1 protein-coding gene is annotated in these 587 nt (G+C 60.0%); it reads left to right on the top strand.

What is annotated here, in order from left to right:
• Positions 1–134: 134 nt before the first annotated feature.
• Positions 135–587, top strand: a 453-nt coding sequence (locus TRIHO_RS20825; protein ID WP_131811237.1) for a DUF736 family protein, incomplete at its 3' end; no start/stop codon positions are given.

Raw genomic sequence — 587 nt, 5'->3', positions numbered from 1 at the left:
GCAGCTCTGACCCGTGGGCGGGGCTGAAAGGAAAGCAGGCTTTCTGATTTGTGATCCCTCAAGGGGTCGAGAAAGCAATCCCGGATGCGTTGGCAAGAACGTCAGGCACCGGCCAATCCAAAAGGAACCATCCCATGTTCGCAGGAACCCTCACCCGCAATGTCGAGACCGCAGCCGCTCAGTACACCGGCATGATCCACTCGACGCGCTTTGACATCGCCATCCAGTTGGAGGCGCGGGCCAAGATGTCCGAACGCAGCCCGGATTTTGACGTGACGGCAGTCAACAAATCCGGCCGCAAGGTGCGCATCGGCACGGCCTGGAACGAGACCGGCAATACCAGCGGCAACCCCTACATCTCGATGCAAATCGATGTCGGCTTGGGTCCGTTCCGGGTCAACGCGGTGCAGACGAAAGAGGCGCGTGCGGCCCAGAGCGGCGAATTCGAGATCATCCCGCTGGTCTCGAACGGCCTGATGAAATCCGGCTCGATCTCGGGCGAGCTCACCGCTATGGACGCCGACAACGCCTTCACCGGCTACATCGCCAACATGATGTTCGATCTGGAGTTCATGCTGATCGAGAAC

This window comes from Tritonibacter horizontis (genome assembly GCF_001518015.1).
Lineage (GTDB): Bacteria > Pseudomonadota > Alphaproteobacteria > Rhodobacterales > Rhodobacteraceae > Epibacterium > Epibacterium horizontis.
Note: the sequence above shows the minus strand (reverse complement) of the source record. Positions and strands in the feature narration are given on the sequence as shown.